Here is a 17,152-nt window from a genome sequence, read left to right as displayed (position 1 = left end):
CGTTCACCCCACCATTCCCATCAAATATACAACGGTAAAAATGAACACCCAGACAACGTCAATGAAGTGCCAATACAGGCTTGCGACGTAAAATTTCGGGGCGTTGTATAAATTCAACCCACGCTTAGCATTGCGAATCATGAGCGTCAAAATCCAAAGCAACCCGAACGCGACGTGGCTTCCGTGCGTGCCAACGAGCGTGTAGAATGCTGAAGCGAAAGCGCTGGTCGTAAACTTATGGCCTTCATGCACATATTCATTGAACTCGTAAATTTCCAAGCCCAAAAAGCCGGCGCCAAGCAAAACAGTGATGCCAAACCAGAGCTGCATCTTTTTAAAGTCAAAGTTTTTCATATGATAAATGGCATACACGCTCGTCAAGCTGCTGGTTAGCAGCAGCATCGTTGCCATGAACACAACCGGCATTTGGAACAGTTCTTCCGCCGAAGGACCGCCGTTCGTTTTATCTTTCAGCGCCAAATAGGTGGCGAAGAGAGAGGCGAACAGCACCGTCTCTCCGCCTAAAAAGAGCCAGAAGCCGAGAAACTTATTTTTTCCCTCAAGGGTGGCGCGTTCCGGCGCGGCTGGAAACGTCTCGGCCGTCAATTTTTCCTCTGCATGCATCAGGCGTTCGCCTCCTTCTTCTCAAGTTCAAGCACTTCTTCTTTATGGATGTGGAAGCCGTGATCATCGATCACCGAGCGCAAGAACATCGAACCGAGCGTAATGAGCAGACCGAGAATGCCGACCGGCAAGCCCCATCCGGCGTCATTATGATACGTAAAGCCGAAGGCGGCGACAAACAGACCAAACGCAATGACAAACGGCAAAAACGACGAATTCGGCATATGGATGTCGCCAAGCGGTTCAGCTGGCGTCAATTCTTTTTTGCCTTCCATTTTTTCAAGCCAGAAAGCATCCAAGCCACGGACAAGCGGTGTTTGCGCAAAGTTGTACACCGGCGGCGGCGAAGCGATCGCCCATTCGAGCGTGCGGCCGTCGCCCCATGCATCGCCCGGCACTTTTTCGCCTTTTGCTGTCGTTACCACAATGTTAATAAGTAAAATAATCGTGGCAGCCGCCATAAAGAACGCACCGACCGTGCTGACGAAGTTCCCTGTCTCCCATCCTTGGTTCGGCAAATACGTAAACACGCGCCGCGGCATCCCTGTCAAACCAAGGAAGTGCTGAATAAAGAACGTTAAATGGAACCCGATAAAGAACAGCCAGAATGTCATTTTGCCGAGCGTTTCATTCAGCATGCGGCCAAACATTTTCGGCCACCAATAATGCGTGCCGGCAAGCAAAGCGAACACAACCCCGCCGACGATGACGTAATGGAAGTGCGCAACGACGAAATAGCTGTCATGGTATTGATAGTCCGCCGCCGCCGACGCAACATGACCCCGGTCACCCCGCCCATGACGAACGACGGGATGAAGGCGACGGCATAATGCATCGGCGTTGTGAATTTGATGCTTCCGCCCCACATCGTAAACAGCCAGTTGAAAATTTTGACTCCTGTCGGAACGGCGATCGTCATCGTCGCGACGGCAAAGATGGCGTTCGCAATCGGCCCCATCCCGACCGTGAACATATGGTGCGCCCATACCATGAACCCTAAGAACGCGATGAGCACGGTCGCAAACACCATTGACGAATAGCCGAACAGCCGCTTGCGCGAGAACGTCGCAAAAATTTCCGAGAAAATGCCGAACGCCGGCAAAACAAGAATGTAGACTTCCGGATGGCCGAATACCCAGAACAAGTGCTCCCAAATGATCGTATTGCCGCCGGCAGCTGGGTTAAAGAAGTTGCCGCCAAACAAACGATCCATCATCATAAAAATCAAACCAACCGTCAGCGGTGGAAACGCAAACAAGATGAGCGCCGACGTCACAAACGTCGCCCATGTGAACATCGGCATGCGCATAAACGTCATGCCCGGAGCGCGCATGTTGATGATCGTCACAAGAAAGTTAATGGCACCCATGATCGTTCCGAAGCCGGAAATTTGCAGCCCGAGCGTATAAAAGTCGATGCCATGATGCGCTTTTGAGTCAAGCGACAGCGACGCATACGACGTCCAACCAGCGTCCGGTGCGCCGCCTAAAAACCATGAACAGTTCAAAAACAAACCACCGAAGAAAAACATCCAGAATCCAAGAGCGTTCAAAAACGGGAACGCGACGTCGCGCGCGCCGATCTGCAGCGGCACGACTGCGTTCATAAAGGCGAAAACAAGCGGCATCGCAGCCAAGAAAATCATCGTCGTTCCATGCATCGTCAGCACTTCGTTATACAAGCCGCCGACAAGGAAATCGTTGTTCGGCTTCGCGAGCTGAATGCGGATGAACAACGCCTCGAGACCACCGAGCAGGAAGAAAAACCCGCCGGAAATCAAGTACAGATGGGCGATTTTTTTATGGTCGACCGTTGTCAAATAATCCCACAAAACGGCGCCAACACCCTTTTTGCGCGCGATTGTACTCACGGTGAAACCTCCTTCTCATGCTTTATTCCACTTTTAAGCTCATCAAATATTTCGCCAATGCGTCAATTTGCTCTTCCGTCAAGTGGCCATATGTACCCGCCATTTTATTTCCAGGCTTCACGCTGTTCGGGTCTCTCAGCCATTTTTTCAGATTTTCTTCGTTATGCTCCAAAATACCGGCGATTCGTTCGCGATCGCCAAAGTTCGCCAAGTTCGGCGCTGTGCGTGCCTGTTCCGGACGCTTGTCCACAGGCGTCACCGCATGGCAGCCAATACAGCTTTTATTGAAAATCGCTTCGCCTTCTTTGGCAACCGGATCGGTGACAACCGGTTTTTTCACATTTTGCATCTTTTTCACCCAGGCGTCAAATTGGTCGCGCGGCAACGGCCGAACTTTAAAGTCCATCAGCGCATGGGACGGACCGCAAAGCTCCGCACATTTGCCGTAAAAGACGCCGCCGGCCTTATCGGTCGCTTTTTGATCAAAAACAAGCCAAAATTGGTTTTTGTTGTCGGTGTTCGTATCCATTTTGCCGCCGACCGCCGGAATCCAGAACGAATGTTTGACATCCGACGCAATCAAGTTGAAATACACTTTTTCATTCGTCGGCACGACCAAATCTTGGCTCGTGATAATGCCGTAATCCGGATATTCAAACTCCCACCAGTATTGGTTGGCGCGAACATTGACGACAACTGTATCCTTATCTCGTTTTTTGTCGTTCATCGCCTTGACGTCGGCGAGTTTAAATGTAGTCAATACCGTCGGCACAGCCAAAATGAGCAAGAGGATGATCGGAATGACAGTCCAAATAATTTCCAGCTTATGACTTCCTTCCACTTGCTTCGGGATTTTGTTTTCTTCCCCCTTGCGCCGCCGGAAGCGGATGACAACGTAAACGAAGATGATCGCCACGACGACAATGACGAGCACCATGATCGATGTGCTCAACAACATGAGCGAATACTGCATGTCCGCTACTTCACCGGCGGGCTGGAGCGTCGATAAAAACGGCTTGCCGCAGCCGGCGAGCAACAGCGCCATCATCCCGAACAGGGAAAATAAGCGCCAGTTACAGAGCCCCTTGTTCATAGCCTAATCAAACCCCTCTTTCCTTTGATGGATAAATGTGTATGTCAATTCTTTCACAAAGAAAGAATTTTAACCTGCTCACCAAATCGTAGCGATGACCATTGCCACGAACAAAATGGTCAAATAGTTGAGCGAATAGACGAACATCCACTTCGCCCATTTGATGTCATCTTTCATTTTCAAACCCGCCAATCCCAGCAGCAGCCAGCCGACATTGAGCAGCGTGGCCACGACTAAAAATGGAACGCCAAGCGAGAACAAGTAAAACGGCAACGGCAGCAAACACGCCACCCAAACGATGATTTGCCGCTTCGTCATGGCGAATCCATGGACGACCGGCAGCATCGGGATGCCGGCGGTGCGGTATTCTTCACACCGCTTCATCGCCAACGCCAAAAAGTGCGGCGGCTGCCACAAAAACATGATTAAAAACAGGATGAACGGAACAATATGGAAATCCGGATCAACCGCCGTCCAGCCGATCACCGGCGGCACCGCGCCGGAAATGCTGCCGACAACGGTGTTGATCGTGTAATGGCGCTTCGTCCAAAGCGTATATAAAAAGACGTATGTCACCATACCGATCAATCCAACGACAGCAGCCGTAACCGTTGTCATAAGCAGGCTCATCTCGCCGATTGCGACAAGACCAATCCCAAGCCAAAGCACCCGCCGCGGATCCATCGTCCCGGTGACGGTCGGGCGTGCTTTCGTTCGCTCCATATATTGATCAATGTCGCGGTCAATGTAGTTGTTGATCGCACATGAACCCGCGATGACAAGCGCTGCCCCAAACAGCGTGAAAAAAACAAGATGCAGGTTCTCCAAAAAGTGTTCCCCAGTAAAATAAAACGCCAGCCACATCCCGGCGAACGTCGTAATCAAATTCGAATTGACGATTCCGATTTTCACAACAGACGATAACTCTCTCCAAACTGTCTTGACGCTCACATGCGAGCGATGACCGGCATCGGCCGCATCCTGGTGCACCGCTTTCAATTCGGCCATGTCTCCTGTTCCTCCTCGCTGCGCCGCTCCTTGCCCGGCCGGCGCCGTGATGTTGCCTGAAATTCTTTCCAACGCCAAATAGCCAAAACGGGCTGTTTCCTCTTTATATTAAATCACATTTTTTCCTCATCATGTGAACTTTTTTTGAATAATTTGTGTCAAATTTTTGAATGCGCGCACCCAAAACGGCTCATTCGCTTGTCCCATTAATATTTCTAGCAAACTTAATCGACTTATTCAATATGCAAACGTCATTTTGTGTTTCCGGCCGCCATCGTGTAAAATAGATTTGGCTTGGCAGCACGGTTGGCTGCAATAAAATCCATCACTTTACTAATATGGACAAAATCACAGTTTCTCAATACAAGAAGGTGAAGATTTTGCAACGTTCACTGAAATGGTTTGCCTCGGCAACCACGTTGGCAATGTTGTTTGTTTTAATTGGTGGAGCGCTTGTGACCAAAACCGGCTCCGGCATGGGGTGCGGCCGATCATGGCCGCTGTGCAACGGCCAATGGGTGCCGGATCAGATTACGCCTGAGCTCATCATCGAGCTGAGCCATCGACTCGTTTCCGGCTTTGCCGGCATCATGGTGCTCATCCTTTCCATCTGGGCGTGGAGAGCCATTGGCCATGTGCGGGAGACAAAGTTTTTAGCTGTCATATCGTTTGTCTTTCTCGTCTTGCAAGGGCTGATCGGCGCCGCCGCGGTCGTGTGGGGGCAGTCCGATTTCGTCCTCGCCTTGCATTTCGGCATTTCGCTCATTTCGTTTGCCGCTGTGTTGCTGTTGACGCTATTGATTTTTGAAATCGACAAAACGTTTTCCGCCGCTTCCCTTTCGCTTGACGGCAAAATGCGGTTTCATATTTACGGCATCACCATATACTCATACATCGTCGTCTACACCGGGGCGCTCGTGCGCCATACGAACGCCAGCCTCGCCTGTCCGAGCTGGCCGCTTTGCGCGAAAACGCGCCTCCTCCCGGCTCAGTTTCATGAATGGGTGCAGATGGGTCATCGATTGGCCGCTCTTGTCATCATCATTTGGATCGCTGCTGCCGCCATACACGCTGTGCGTCATTATCGCGAACAGCCGGTCATCTACTACGGATGGCTCATCGCTCTTTTGCTCGTGCTCGCGCAAATGACAACCGGAGCGCTTGTCGTTTTTACGCAGCTGAATTTATACATTGCCTTGGCGCATGCCTTTTTCATTTCCTGCCTGTTCGGCGTGCTCAGCTATTTATTGCTCTTGGCGCTCCGCACCCGCCGGGCGCCGGTAAAAGCCGCCGACCACTCAGCCGAGGAAGCGGCGCCGGCCACGTTGAAATGACGGCCATCCATCCGCAAACAAAAAGGGATGCCCGCCAAAACTTGGGCACCCCTTTTTTTTGTTCGGTATAGACCGTTTCATTTGGACAGCTCAATCAGCAAATCGCCCGCCTGAATGGCGTCGCCGCTTTTGACGTAAATGTCTTTGACAATGCCGGCAAACGGCGCCTGCACCGTCGTTTCCATCTTCATGGCTTCCGTTACCATCAAATGGTCGCCTTTGTCGACTTTTTCCCCTTTCTCCACGAGCACTTTCACCACCGTGCCCGGCATCGTGGCGGCAATGTGGTTCGGATTCGTCCGATCGGCCTTGATGCGCTCAGCAACGGCCGCTTTGATGCTTTCATCGCGGATGATGACTTCGCGCGGCTGGCCGTTCAGCTCGAAGTAAACGACGCGTGTGCCGTCCGCCTGAGGCTGGCCGATGGAGACGAGTTTGACGATGAGCGTTTTCCCACGCTCAATCTCCACTTCAATTTCCTCGCCGAGGCGCATGCCGTACAGGAACGTCGGTGTATCGAGCACGGAAATATCGCCGTATTTTTCGACCGTTTCGGCATATTCCAAAAACACTTTCGGATAAAGCGCATAGGCAATGGCGTCAAAGTCGGTCACTTCGCGGCCGAGCTTGTCATACAGCTCCCGCTTGATTTGCTCGAAATCAACCGGCTCAAGCAGCTCGCCCGGGCGAACGGTGATCGGTTCGCGCCCTTTCAAAATAATGCGTTGCAACTCTTTCGGAAACCCGCCATGCGGCTGGCCTAAATAGCCTTCGAAAAACTCCACGACTGAGTCTGGGAAATTAAGCGTTTCGCCGCGTTCAAAAATGTCTTGCTCCGTCAAATTGTTTTGCACCATGTAAAGCGCCATGTCGCCGACGACTTTCGATGATGGCGTCACTTTGACGATGTCGCCGAACAAGTCGTTGACGCGGCGGTACATTTCTTTCACTTCATCCCACCGATCGCCGAGGCCGACCGCTTTCGCCTGCTGTTGCAGGTTGCTGTACTGGCCGCCTGGCATCTCATGCATGTATACTTCCGTATGCGGCGCGTTCATGCCGCTTTCAAACTCTTGATAAAATTTGCGCACGTCTTCCCAATAGCGGGCCAACTGCTCAAGGCCGTAAATATCAACCTCCGGCGCCCGCTCCGTTCCTTCAAGGGCATAGTAGAGCGTATTGGCGCTCGGCTGCGACGTCAAGCCGGCCATCGAGCTGACGGCGACATCGACGATATCGACGCCGGCTTCGATCGCTTTGGCGTACGTGTAAATACCGTTGCCGCTCGTATCGTGCGTATGCAAATGGATCGGAATGCTGACCGTCTCCTTAAGCGCGGAAATGAGCACGTACGCCGCCTGCGGCTTCAACAGACCAGCATATCCTTAATGCCTAAAATGTGCGCTCCGGCTTGCTCGAGCTCTTTCGCCAAGGCTTTGTAATAATCCAAATTGTACTTCGGCCGATTCGGGTCTAAAATATCGCCCGTATAGCAAATAGCCGCCTCGGCGATTTTGCCGCTTTGCCGGACGGCATCGATCGCCACCGTCATCCCTTTCACCCAGTTTAGGCTGTCGAAAATGCGGAACACATCAATGCCGGCTTGCGCTGATTTGTCGACGAACTCGCGGATGACGTTGTCGGGATAGTTTTTATACCCCACGGCGTTGGCCGACCGAAGCAGCATCTGGAACAGCACGTTTGGAATGCGCTCGCGCAGCTTCAGGAGGCGGTCCCACGGATCCTCCTTCAAAAAGCGGTACGCCACATCAAACGTCGCCCCGCCCCACATCTCAAGCGAGAATAAGTTGGGCAGCAAACGCGCCGTCGGCTCAGCGATCCGCAACAAGTCGATCGTGCGGACGCGGGTCGCCAACAACGACTGATGAGCGTCACGGAACGTCGTATCGGTCAAGAGCACGCGCGGCTGCTCTTGGATCCAGCGAACAAGCCCTTCAGGTCCGCGTTCATCCAAAATTTGCTTCGTTCCCGCTGGGATCGGTTCCGTTTGGCTCACCTTCGGCACGCGCGGTTTGTCAAACACCGGCTTTTTCTTTTTGCCGATGCCAGGGAAGCCGTTGACCGTCACGGTGCCGATGTACGTAAGCATTTTCGTCCCGCGGTCTTTTCGGCGCGGGAATACAAACAATTCCGGCGTCGTATCGATAAATGACGTATCGTATTCCCCCGACAAAAATTTCGGATGCTGAACGACGTTTTCCAAAAACGGAATGTTCGTTTTAATGCCGCGGATGCGGAATTCGCGCAAGTTGCGGAGCATTTTTCTTGCCGCCTGCTCAAACGTCAACGCCCATGTCGACACTTTCACGAGCAGCGAATCGTAATACGGCGTAATGACCGCCCCTTGGAAGCCATTGCCGGCGTCCAAGCGCACGCCAAAACCGCCGCCGGAACGGTACGCCATAATTTTTCCCGTATCCGGCATAAAGTTGTTGAGCGGATCTTCCGTCGTCACCCGCGACTGAATGGCGTAGCCGTTGATGCGGATGTCTTCCTGCTTTGGAATGCCGACTTCCGGGCTGTGGAGCGAAAATCCGTCGGCGATTAAAATTTGCGACTGGACGATGTCAATCCCGGTGATCATTTCGGTGATCGTATGCTCAACTTGAATGCGCGGATTGACTTCGATGAAATAAAACTCATCTCCGGAGACGAGAAACTCAACCGTGCCAGCGTTGACGTAGCCGACGCTTCTCATGAGCCGGACCGCCGCCTCGCAAATGCGCTCGCGCAGCTCGTCCGACAACGAGACGCTCGGCGCGACTTCCACGACTTTTTGATGGCGGCGCTGCACCGAGCAGTCGCGTTCATAAAGGTGAACGATGTTTCCTTCGTGGTCGCCCAAAATTTGCACTTCAATATGCTTCGGCTTTTCGATCAGCTTTTCAACATAAACGTCATCGCTGCCAAACGCCGCTTTCGCTTCCGACTTAGCCCGCTCAAACGCTTCCTTCACTTCCGACTTCGAGCGGACGATGCGCATGCCCCGGCCGCCGCCGCCAAGCGCCGCTTTAATGATGATCGGGTATCCGTGCGTCTCAGCAAAACGGACGACGTCTTCAAGGCCGCCGACCGGTCCATCGCTGCCCGGGATGACCGGAATGCCCGCCTTCATGGCCGCATGGCGCGCTTTCACTTTATCGCCGAACATATCCAAATGTTCTTCGTTCGGGCCGATGAAAATAATCCCCTCTTCGCGGCACCGTTTGGCAAATTGAATGTTTTCCGACAAAAACCCATAACCCGGGTGGATGGCATCGACATCGTGGGCTTTGGCGATCTCAATGATGCCTTCGATGTCCAAGTAGGCTTCGATCGGCTTTTTCCCTTCCCCGACTAAATACGCCTCATCCGCTTTGTAGCGGTGGTACGATCCGGCGTCTTCCTTCGAATAAATCGCCACGGTGCGGATATCAAGCTCCGTGCAGGCGCGGAAAACGCGAATGGCGATCTCTCCCCGGTTGGCTGCCAGCACTTTGCGAATTCGTCTTGTCCTCATTCTGTCCCTCCTCCTTTATTTAATAAAAGTATAAAAGTTTTGCCGATTTGTAAATACACTTTCTAAAAAGTCAGACCTCTTTTCTGTTTGCTGACCATCGTTTTTTCCGCTTTTTTATACCGTTGTTCGTACTTTGCAAACATCGAAATGTTCACCAAAAGACCGAGCGAAGCCATGGTCAGGACAAGCGACGTTCCCCCATAGCTGACGAGCGGCAGCGGCACCCCTGTAATCGGAATAAGGCCAACGACCCCACCAACGTTAATGAACGTTTGAAAGCCGATCATGACGGAGATGCCGATCGCAAGCAGGCTCCCAAACGCATCGTGGGAGCGGCGGGCAATCCAAAGCCCGCGCAGCACGATAAACGCCAATAACCCAAGCGTGAACGCTACACCGAATAATCCGAGCTCTTCGGCGATGACCGCCATAATAAAATCGGTGTGCGACTCTGGCAGGTAGCCGTATTTTTGAATGCCTTTGCCAAGCCCCACTCCTTTCAGCCCGCCAAGCCCGATCGCCAAATACGAATTCACGAGCTGGTAGCCATCGCCGTTTGCGTATTGAAAGGGATCCAAAAAGCTGTAAAGACGCGATACCCGTTCAGGAGAAAAAATTTTTTGCCCGCAACCGGGAGCCAAAACGGTGACAGCACCGTCCCGATCAATGTAAAAAAAAGCAGCTGCTTTAGAAGCAACACGAGGCGCAAACCGGACGAAACAATGATGCACATCGCGATGGCAAACACGATCGCCGCCGTTCCGAAGTCAGGCTGTATGGCAATCAGGAAACAAATCACCAATGTATAATAAATGGGGAACAAATTGCTTTTCGCCGGCTCGGCCAGCCGCTTCCGCTTGTTGGCGAACGCTGCGGCCAAGTATAAAATCAGACCGAGCTTCGCGAGCTCCGCCGGTTGGATCGAAAGCGCCCCGACGCGAAACCAGCTTGTTGCGTTGTTGGCCGTATGGCCGAGAAAAGCGACGGCGATCAGCATCAATGGAGAAGCAAAAAAGACGAGTTTCACCCATCGCTCCGCCCGCCACACTTTATACGGAATCGCCATCATAATGGCGAACGCGATGAATCCGGCAATCAGCCACAGTTTTTGCCGCTCGTAAAAATAGTCGCTTGGCACTTCAAAGCGGATGACAGCGGTGACCATGCTCGAGCTGTACACCATAATCAATCCGAACAACGACAGCATGATGACCACGGCGATCAGCGGATAATCATAGCACTTCAATACTTTTTTCCATAATTGTCGTTCCATCGTTCCTCTTCCCTGTGAACATGTATGTACTTAAAATCATTCGCAGCGGCGCGCTGTTTTCCTGCCGAAAAACAGAAAAACTCAAACGATGGCGCGCCAATCGTTTGAGTTGCCTTATATTCTTATCGCACGCGCTTTTTGGCCACGGCCTCGTGCAACGCGGAAAGTTCGCGCTCAAGCCGGTCAAGGAGCGCTTTTCCGTCTTTCGCTTCCACAAGCCCGAGGCGCACTGCAAAATCAATTTCCCGTGACAAACCGAACATTTGCGTGTCAAGCACTTCTTCATACACCGGACATTGCGGCATCGTCAAATGGTCCATTTGCACGCGGATGAGTTGGATGATTTTCTCTGCATCCGCTTGTAAAAGCGCGTACGCCTTCTCCCGATAGCTCATCGATTCGTCCGTCACATCGATCCCTCCGTTCTCTCCCCTATCCTTCTTTACATCTTAACGTGAAACAAGCCATTTTGCAAGTTGAAACCGTTGACAGCAACCGGGCCTAGAACATGACAAGCTCTTTCATTATTATTATACTAAAAACGGTGGGAACATGCAGAGGAGAGGTGTTTCATGAACGATATTATTGTGCTGACAGGAAAGGTGAAGTTTACGATCACGCTTGACCCCGGCGTCTGGATTTTCGACGACCGGAAAGTGGACATGGATGCGTATTTTTCGGAGCCGGCTCCACAGCCGACGGAAGCGGAGCAAGAGGACGAGGAAATCAAAAAGCTGTCGGCATTTTGGGACCGGGAAATTCAAGAGGGCGCGGTTTTTCCGCCGACGTTGAAAACGGAGCGGCGCTTTTTGAAGGAGAAAATCATCACCGGCTCGTTCGGCATGCCGTTCGCCCCATTTTTGCGAAACGCTGAGCCGCATGAAGACGCGTCTGAACTTGTCATTGAGACGGAACATGGAGAAACCGTGATCCCTCTGGAAAAGGCGTACGACCTGATTTTCGCTTTTTCCCAAAACGGAAAACCGTTGCGCGACGACGGTCCGGTGCACATTTATTTTGGCGACGGCTCCAACCGTGAGGCGCCGATTACTCATGTGCGTCGGCTCGTCGTCCGATGACCGGCCGCCCCATGAAGGGGCGGCCCGGTGTTTGAGGTTTTGACGCCTTCAACCGCCTCAAGCGCTTGGAACCTAGATGTTTTCCGCAGCGCCCCAGGCGGCGGGCGCCTTTCGAAACGTTCGTGGCGGCGGGCCGCGCGCCTGGCACCCGTTCTTTAACGGCGGATGCTCTGAGGAACGCCTAGCTACAGCAAATCAGCGGCAAGCTGGGCGAGCGCCGAACGCTCCCCTTTGACGAGCCGGATATGGCCGGCGATTTTTTGGTCTTTAAACTTTTCGACGACGTACGTCAACCCGTTGTTATATTCATCCAAATACGGATGGTCGATCTGTTCCGGATCGCCCATTAAAATAATTTTGCTTTTCTCCCCGACGCGCGTCAAAATCGTCTTCACTTCATGCTTCGTTAAATTTTGCGCCTCATCAATGATGATAAACTGCTCCGGCAGGCTCCGGCCGCGGATGTACGTGAGCGCCTCCACTTCAATCGAGCTCATGCCGGCTAAAATCGCATCGAGCTCCCCCGGTTTTTTCGTGTTGAACAAGTATTCCAAGTTGTCAAAAATCGGCTGCATCCACGGGCGCAGCTTTTCTTCCTTTTCCCCCGGCAGAAAGCCGAGATCTTTCCCCATCGGCACAATCGGCCGAGCGACGAGCAATTTTTTGTATGTGCGCAAATCTTCCGTTTGCATCAACCCCGCGGCAAGGGCAAGCAACGTCTTGCCCGTTCCGGCTTTGCCGATTAGCGTCACAAGCGGAATGTCGTCGCGCATGAGAAGCTCAAACGCCATCGTCTGCTGCACGTTGCGCGGGCGAATGCCCCATATATGTTCGTGATGGAAGATGAGCTTTTTCACTTTTTTGCCGTTTTGGTCGACAATGCCAATCGCTGACGCCGAGCTGCCAAACGCGTCTTTCATAATGATGAACTGGTTCGGATAAAACGGGTGGTCGGCGATATCAGCGAGCACGAGCTCCCCTTTGTCGTAAAACCGCTGCAGGTGGTCCTTTCCTATGTACAGCTCCAAAAATCCGCTGTAAATATGGTCGACATCAACGACGCGGTCGCTTAAAAAGTCTTCTGCCTGCAGCCCGATGGCATCCGCTTTGACGCGCACGAGCGCATCTTTGCTCACCAAAATGACGGAGCGTCCATCTTCCTTCGCCTGCTCTTCAAGCGATAAATTTTTCGCCACCGCCAGAATGCGGTTGTCATTTGTTTTTTCGACAAAAATTTCTTGCAGTTGATGAAACGAACGATGGGTTCAACTCAATGCGCAGCGCCCCTCCGTTTTCAAGCGGAATTTTTTCATGCAGCTTGCCGTTTTCGCGCAGACGGTCGATGAGCTTTGACACTTGGCGGGCATTTCTACCAATTTCATCCATATACCGCTTTTTCGAATCCACTTCCTCAAGCACGACCGCTGGAATGACGACCTCATTATCCTCAAACGCGAAAATCGAATACGGATCTTGCAACAGCACGTTCGTATCGAGCACGTAAATTTTTTTTTCCCAAATTCCGCTTCCCCCCATGTGAGTTTTTCACGTTTTTCCGTTGGATGGGAATGGCTGTAATACAACATATGAAAACATGTATAAAGATAGAAGGACATTTGCAAACTAAAGAAAAAAAGTCGAGGTGGCCCATTATGAAGAGAAACTGCTGGCTCGCCGTTTTCTTCCTTCCCCTTTTGATTTTCAGCGGCTGCACGTTTGGAAACGATCATGAAGCGAACGAGCCCAATCGTTCACTCGTGCGCGTCAAAAATACGGTCGATGAACGCGTCGAGAACAAATCCGGGCAAGAGATCGCCCGCCGGCTTGCAGAAATCGCCGACCGTGTTCCAAACGTTCACAATGCCGCCGCGATCGTCGTCGGCAAATATGCCATCGTCGGCATTGACGTCGGCGCCAATATGGATGCCTCACGCGTCGGCACCATCAAATATTCCGTCGCCGAAGCATTGCAAAAAGATCCGTACGGTGCGAACGCTATTATTGTCGCTGACCCAGATCTTTACACCCGCGTGCGCAACATCGGCCGGCAAATCGATGAGGGGAGGCCGGTGCAAGCGTTCATGAACGAAATCGCCGACATCGTCGGACGAGTGATGCCGGAAGTGCCAAGCGACCTATTTGAAACGACGCCGAAGCCGACCGAAGAAAATGACGGACAGCTGAACGAACGGGAGGAGCGGCAACTGAACGAACAGCAAAACAAGCAATCGAATGAACATTTAAATCGATAAACGGTTTCTGTGTGGGTTATAATGGAACAGAAAGCGCGGCTCATTTCCGAGGAAAGCGGGAGTGAAATGCATTTGAATCAACAAACGATGGCGGGAAATGTGGTATAATGGGAACGAAAGAACACTCTACCATTTCGCGTTTGGATGTATTGAGGTGAACAATGAGAGTCAAATGCGTGCTTTGCGACCAAATCGATACGATCGACGATGAATCGCCGCTCGCCAAGCGGCTGCGCAACCGCCCGATCCACACGTACATGTGCCGCGAATGCCACGACCGCATCACCGAAAAAACGAAACAGCGGCTGGCAACAGGAAAGTTCCGCTTCTATCGCGGCCGCCGCGCAGACGATGATTGGTGATCCCACAAAAAAAAACGGTGCGGAAGAGCGATCGCTTTTCCGCGCCTTTTTGGTTGTCATCATCCATACTTTTCCGGTTCGGCTTCGATCTGCCGCCACATCGCCTCAGCCAGCTCAAGCGGGAAACACGCCGCCCTTGTTTCCCCGCCGCGCACATATTCGACGATGTATTGCCCATTCGTTTCATCTTTGACGGCGTCTACGGCCGTCACACCAAAGTCGTTTTCCAAGATGGCGCGGAAAAACGAGGCCGTATCGCGCGCCGCCGCATCGTGCGGACGGGCTTTGGCGACGATGTGGATCGTCAGCCAGTTATAAAGGGCATCCTGCACGGATTTCATGACTTTTCTCCCTCTTTCGCCTGCTTCAGGCGCACTTTATAAATGATTAATACGAGGGCGGCGACGGCCAATCCTTCTGCCACCGGCAAAAAGACAGCAAAAAAGGTCAAAACCGTGCAGCCAAGCGCCAGCAAAACGTAAATGATGACGTTTTTCAACAGCGGCAGGCGGCGGGCAAAACCGAGTCGATACACAAGCGCAGCAAGCAGCAACACTGTCACATACAATAGCCACATACCGCGCTCGGGATGATCGTGCACCTTATAAAGCGAGGCGAAAAACGTGAGCCGTTCGAGCACATTCACACCATTCCCCTCCCGTTCATCCTAATAGCGCCCTTCTCCAAGGCGTTTTCGATTGTTCGCAAACCAAAGACGCGCGCATGGCGCTTCCGGCTATTTCGCCTGCTCAACCGCTTTCTTTTTCTTCTCCGCCTTTTCACGCTCGCTTTTATTCAAGATTTTTTTGCGCAACCGGATCGAGGCTGGCGTCACTTCACAATATTCATCATCATTCAAATACTCGAGCGCTTCTTCAAGCGTCAACAGACGCGGCTTTTTCATCGTCACCGTCTGTTCTTTCGTCGATGAACGCATGTTGGTGACATGTTTTTCGCGGCAAATGTTGACGACCAGGTCGTTTTCGCGGTTATGCTCGCCGACGATCATCCCTTCGTACACCTCAGTGCCCGGCTCAACAAAAATGGTGCCGCGATCCTCAAGTTGCATAATGCTGTAAGCCGTCGCCTTTCCGGTTTCCATCGAGACGAGCACCCCTTGGCGGCGGCCGCCGATTGCGCCAGGCTGCACGGGGGCATAATGGTCAAACGAATGGTTTAAAATTCCATATCCGCGCGTCAACGACATAAATTCACTCCGATAGCCGATCAAGCCACGCGACGGCACAAGGAAGACGAGACGCACTTGCCCGTTGTCGCCGTGCACCATATCGACGAGCTCGCCCTTGCGGCTGCCGAGCGACTCCATGATCGCTCCCGTATATTCCTCCGGGATGTCCATGACGACCCGCTCGATCGGCTCGCACGTGACACCGTCAATCTCTTTTAGAATGACTTCCGGCTTCGATACTTGCAGTTCGTATCCTTCGCGGCGCATGCTTTCAATCAAAATCGCCAAATGAAGCTCCCCGCGGCCGGAGACAATCCACGCATCCGGCGACTCGGTCGGCTCAACGCGCAGACTGACATCCGTCTCCAGCTGGGTGCGAAGCCGCTCCTCCAGCTTTCTCGCCGTCACGTATTTGCCTTCGCGCCCCGCAAACGGGCTGTTGTTGACGAGAAACGTCATTTTGAGCGTCGGCTCATCGATGCGAAGCGGCGGCAGCGGCTCTTGATGATCGGGCGGGCAAACCGTTTCACCGACATTGATGTCCTCCATCCCGGCGACCGCGACGATGTCGCCAGCGTGCGCTTCTTCAATCTCAATCCGCTTCAACCCAATAAAACCAAACAGCTTCGTGACACGAAACATCTTGACGGCACCGTCGCGCTTTAAAAGAGCGACTTGCTGGCCTGTTTTCATCGTGCCGCGGAAAATGCGGCCGATGCCGATGCGTCCGACATATTCATTATAGTCGAGCAACGCCACTTGAAACTGCAACGGTTCGTTGCGGTTGTCCGCCGGCGCCGGAATATGCTCGATGATCGTCTCAAACAAGGCGGTCATGTCACCGTCCTGGCGATCCGGATCGAGGCTTGCCGTCCCGCGCAGCGCCGATGTGTACACGACTGGAAACTCGAGCTGCTCCTCAGAAGCACCAAGTTCGATAAACAGGTCGAGCACCTCATCAACGACTTCCGCCGGCCGAGCAAATTCGCGGTCGATTTTGTTGACGACGACGATCGGCACAAGCTGCTGCTCAAGCGCCTTTTTCAGCACAAACCGCGTCTGCGGCATGCAGCCTTCATACGCATCGACGACAAGCAAGACGCCGTCGACAAGGCGCATGATCCGCTCCACTTCCCCCCCGAAATCAGCGTGTCCCGGCGTATCCAAAATGTTGATGCGCGTTCCTTTATACAAGACAGCCGTGTTTTTGGCCAAAATCGTAATGCCGCGCTCCCGCTCCAGATCGTTGCGGTCAAGCGCCCGCTCCGCGACTTGTTCGTTTTCGCGGAACGTCCCTGACTGCCGAAGCAGCTGATCAACGAGCGTCGTTTTCCCATGGTCGACGTGAGCGATGATCGCGATATTGCGGAGATCGATTCGTTTGTTCGTCAATGTCGGTCACTCCTGTTCGGCAAACTGCTTGTCTATTATATCACAACCGATAGAAAATCGGCATGTTTTCCTGTACACTAGAAAAAGACGCCCACTTTGCCAGAAAGGAGTCAACCCAGTCAACTACCCCCACTTCGCGAACGCTTGAAGTGGGGG

11 protein-coding genes and 4 pseudogenes are annotated in these 17,152 nt (G+C 52.7%); 4 read left to right on the top strand and 11 right to left on the bottom strand.

Going from position 1 to position 17,152, the window contains the following annotated elements; translation table 11 throughout:
• Window positions 1-3: 3 nt before the first annotated feature.
• From ctaE to cyoE, 4 genes and pseudogenes are all read right to left on the bottom strand, one after another.
• Window positions 4-624 (bottom strand): cytochrome c oxidase subunit III, encoded by a 621-nt coding sequence (gene ctaE, locus I656_RS06470; RefSeq protein ID WP_011230584.1) that lies wholly within the window; start codon window positions 622-624, stop codon window positions 4-6.
• Window positions 624-2,494 (bottom strand): annotated as a pseudogene (ctaD, locus tag I656_RS0115840) (cytochrome c oxidase subunit I). The gene ctaE and the pseudogene ctaD overlap by 1 nt, the downstream one beginning before the upstream one ends.
• A gap of 22 nt (window positions 2,495-2,516) precedes the next feature.
• On the bottom strand, window positions 2,517-3,587 hold the full coding sequence (gene coxB, locus I656_RS06475) for a cytochrome c oxidase subunit II (RefSeq protein ID WP_020755433.1): 1,071 nt from the start codon (window positions 3,585-3,587) through the stop codon (window positions 2,517-2,519).
• A 78-nt stretch (window positions 3,588-3,665) separates the two neighbouring features.
• The gene (cyoE, locus tag I656_RS06480) at window positions 3,666-4,595 is read right to left on the bottom strand and encodes a heme o synthase (RefSeq protein WP_015374341.1); all 930 of its coding nucleotides are present in this window, start codon (window positions 4,593-4,595) and stop codon (window positions 3,666-3,668) included.
• Between the two features lie 380 nt (window positions 4,596-4,975).
• Between cyoE and I656_RS06485 the strand changes: the two genes are divergently transcribed.
• The gene (locus tag I656_RS06485; RefSeq protein WP_015374340.1) at window positions 4,976-5,929 is read left to right on the top strand and encodes a heme A synthase; all 954 of its coding nucleotides are present in this window, start codon (window positions 4,976-4,978) and stop codon (window positions 5,927-5,929) included.
• A 77-nt stretch (window positions 5,930-6,006) separates the two neighbouring features.
• On the opposite strand, the pseudogene pyc reads toward I656_RS06485, so the two are convergent.
• From pyc to I656_RS06490, 3 genes and pseudogenes are all read right to left on the bottom strand, one after another.
• Window positions 6,007-9,449: pseudogene (gene pyc / locus I656_RS0115835) on the bottom strand (pyruvate carboxylase).
• 62 nt (window positions 9,450-9,511) lie between these two features.
• Window positions 9,512-10,722: pseudogene (ftsW, locus tag I656_RS0115830) on the bottom strand (putative lipid II flippase FtsW).
• Between the two features lie 122 nt (window positions 10,723-10,844).
• Window positions 10,845-11,132, bottom strand: a complete 288-nt coding sequence (locus I656_RS06490) for a YlaN family protein (RefSeq protein WP_013145884.1) — start codon at window positions 11,130-11,132, stop codon at window positions 10,845-10,847.
• 162 nt (window positions 11,133-11,294) lie between these two features.
• Here I656_RS06490 and I656_RS06495 point away from each other — a divergent pair, with 162 nt between their 5' ends.
• The gene (locus tag I656_RS06495; protein ID WP_011230576.1) at window positions 11,295-11,801 is read left to right on the top strand and encodes a hypothetical protein; all 507 of its coding nucleotides are present in this window, start codon (window positions 11,295-11,297) and stop codon (window positions 11,799-11,801) included.
• 185 nt (window positions 11,802-11,986) lie between these two features.
• Here I656_RS06495 and I656_RS0115825 read toward each other — a convergent pair.
• Window positions 11,987-13,337 (bottom strand): annotated as a pseudogene (locus I656_RS0115825) (PhoH family protein).
• A gap of 116 nt (window positions 13,338-13,453) precedes the next feature.
• On the opposite strand from I656_RS0115825, the gene I656_RS06500 reads away from it, so the two are divergent.
• Window positions 13,454-14,053 carry a YhcN/YlaJ family sporulation lipoprotein gene (locus tag I656_RS06500; RefSeq protein WP_013145886.1) on the top strand — a complete coding sequence of 200 codons (600 nt, stop codon included), beginning with the start codon at window positions 13,454-13,456 and terminating at the stop codon, window positions 14,051-14,053.
• Window positions 14,054-14,214: 161 nt separating this feature from the next.
• A complete protein-coding gene (locus I656_RS06505; protein ID WP_013145887.1) occupies window positions 14,215-14,415 on the top strand; it encodes a YlaI family protein in 201 nt (66 codons plus the stop codon).
• A gap of 59 nt (window positions 14,416-14,474) precedes the next feature.
• Here the strand turns inward: I656_RS06505 and I656_RS06510 are convergent, their stop codons facing one another.
• The 3 genes from I656_RS06510 to typA form a co-directional block, all read right to left on the bottom strand.
• Window positions 14,475-14,756, bottom strand: a complete 282-nt coding sequence (locus I656_RS06510; protein ID WP_013145888.1) for a hypothetical protein — start codon at window positions 14,754-14,756, stop codon at window positions 14,475-14,477.
• A complete protein-coding gene (locus I656_RS06515; protein WP_011230571.1) occupies window positions 14,753-15,061 on the bottom strand; it encodes a YlaH-like family protein in 309 nt (102 codons plus the stop codon). Before I656_RS06515 ends, I656_RS06510 begins: the two co-directional genes overlap by 4 nt.
• A 90-nt stretch (window positions 15,062-15,151) precedes the next feature.
• Window positions 15,152-16,996: a translational GTPase TypA gene (typA, locus tag I656_RS06520; protein ID WP_013145890.1), complete on the bottom strand. Its 1,845-nt coding sequence runs from the start codon at window positions 16,994-16,996 to the stop codon at window positions 15,152-15,154.
• Window positions 16,997-17,152: the final 156 nt, after the last annotated feature.

Origin of the sequence: Geobacillus sp. WSUCF1 (genome assembly GCF_000422025.1) — a bacterium.
GTDB lineage: Bacteria > Bacillota > Bacilli > Bacillales > Anoxybacillaceae > Geobacillus > Geobacillus zalihae.
Note: the sequence above shows the minus strand (reverse complement) of the source record. Positions and strands in the feature narration are given on the sequence as shown.